Source organism: Dietzia maris (assembly GCF_014144855.1).
In the GTDB taxonomy this organism is placed as follows: domain Bacteria; phylum Actinomycetota; class Actinomycetes; order Mycobacteriales; family Mycobacteriaceae; genus Dietzia; species Dietzia kunjamensis.
In genome coordinates this window covers 1-1,820 of record NZ_JAALDN010000228.1, presented here as the reverse complement: position 1 = coordinate 1,820, position 1,820 = coordinate 1, and the positions used below count along the sequence as shown (strand labels likewise).

Here is a 1,820-nt window from a genome sequence, read left to right as displayed (position 1 = left end):
ATCATCGCCCTCGACGGCCCGAACATGAGACGGCACCTCGCCACGGCAACGACATAGCCGCCCCGCGGTCGGACGGGCGCATGCCGCTACCCGATGCCCGTCCTGTCCTGTCTCATCACTTCGAGGACACACGATCTCATGACATCGTGGACACGCTGTCTCACCACATCGTGTACAGATTTCGCGGTGGGGTGGGTGAGGGTCGCGGGATGTCCAATTCGCTTTCGCCCCGTACGCGGGCTTCGATCATCAATTACGACCCCACTCAGCCGCACGCGTTGACGGTGACCGAGTTCTGTCGCTCGGTGAAGGTCTCGCGCAGCGTGTTCTACAAGGTGCGCGCCCGGGCAGCCAGGGAGTCCACGGCGGCGCTGCATCCACGTTCACGGGCCCCGAGGGCCCCGGCTCGCAGATACGGCCCGGACGTGGTCAACGAGCTGGTGCGCATCCGCAAGCAGCTCAAAGCAGATGGCTGGGACTACGGACCGCGATCGATCCATTACGAGGCCGCGATGCAAGAGACGTTCCCCGGCAAACTCATTCCGTCGGTGGAGACCATCGGCCGGTTGTTGTCCGCGGTCGGCCAGGTCGATGCGGCCCCGAAGAAGCGCCCGAAGTCCTCGTACATCCCGTTCGTGCGCGCCACGGCCATGTCGCTGTGGCAGCTGGACGCGTTCGAGTACAGACTCGCGGACGGGCAGACGGTGACCGTCTACCAAGTGCTCGACGACGCGACCCGCTACGACGTCGGCTCGTGGGCACATACCCGCGGCGAGAACAGCGCCGACACCCAGCACGTTCTGCGCCGGGCGATCGATGAGCACGGCGCTCCACAAGAGTTGCTGTCGGACAACTCGTCGGCGTTCAACCAGCTGCGCTCGGGGACCATCGGAACGGTCGAGGTGTTCCTCGCCTCGCGCGGCACCATGCCCATCACCGGACTGCCGGGGAGGCCGACCACCCAGGGCAAGAACGAACGCTCGCACCAGACGCTGACACGATTTCTGAACGCGAACCGGCCCGCCACGCTCGAGCAGCTGCGGGAGCGAATCACGAGGTTCCGCGAGCACTACAACCATCGCCGCCCGCATCAGGTCCTGGATCAGTCCACCCCGAAGACCGCGTGGGATCTGCTCGAGCACACCGCAGCGACCGAACCGATCCGAATGGAGGTCCTCGAGGCCAAAGCCTCCCAGTACCGCCAGGCTCGCCGCCGACGCAACAGCGACCTGAGTCGAGCCTCCTTGACGATCTCCAAAGCCGGGCACGTACTTCCCGACGAGCCAGGCGACGATGCTCCTGAGCGGGCTGCGGACCAAGCGCTGGTCGAAGTCACCAGAGCCAACCGGCAGGTCTACTATCAGGGCTTTCACGTATCTCTGCCGTCCACGTTCGGTGGTCGCCAGTACTACCGAACGATCACGGACAACGAGTTCCTGCTCTCGGATATCGACACCGGCGAGGTCGTGTTCTCGTTCCCGCTGCCATTGGTCGCCCTTGAGGTACGAGGCAGATACGTCCCGTCCTACACCGTCCGGGGCGTCCACATGGTCAACCCAACCAAGCACTGGACGCGACTGCGCGCAGAACACTTGGCGGAGTACGAGCACCGGCAGAACACGGTCCCAGAAGTGTTCACCCCCCGATAGGTCGTAGTCGCCGGCCCCAGCTCAGGTCGTCCTGAGGCCGGCGGCCTCGTCGGTGGTAGTTGTGCACGAACCCCTGAGATCCGGTGTCACCGAAGAGGTGAGATCCGGTGTCCACGATGTGCCGAGATAACACACCCACCCGATGCCCGTCCGACCGCTACCCGATCATCA

1 protein-coding gene is annotated in these 1,820 nt (G+C 64.7%); it reads left to right on the top strand.

Annotated features, from left to right (window positions below; translation table 11 throughout):
- The first annotated feature begins 209 nt into the window (after nucleotides 1–209).
- Nucleotides 210–1,649 (top strand): integrase core domain-containing protein, encoded by a 1,440-nt coding sequence (locus G6024_RS08005; RefSeq protein WP_159148441.1) that lies wholly within the window; start codon nucleotides 210–212, stop codon nucleotides 1,647–1,649.
- Nucleotides 1,650–1,820 lie beyond the last annotated feature (171 nt).

Bases quoted from the DNA above. Each gene is read 5' to 3' on its own strand.
- G6024_RS08005 (WP_159148441.1), top strand. From the start codon at position 210: ATGTCCAATTCGCTTTCGCCCCGTACGCGGGCTTCGATCATCAATTAC.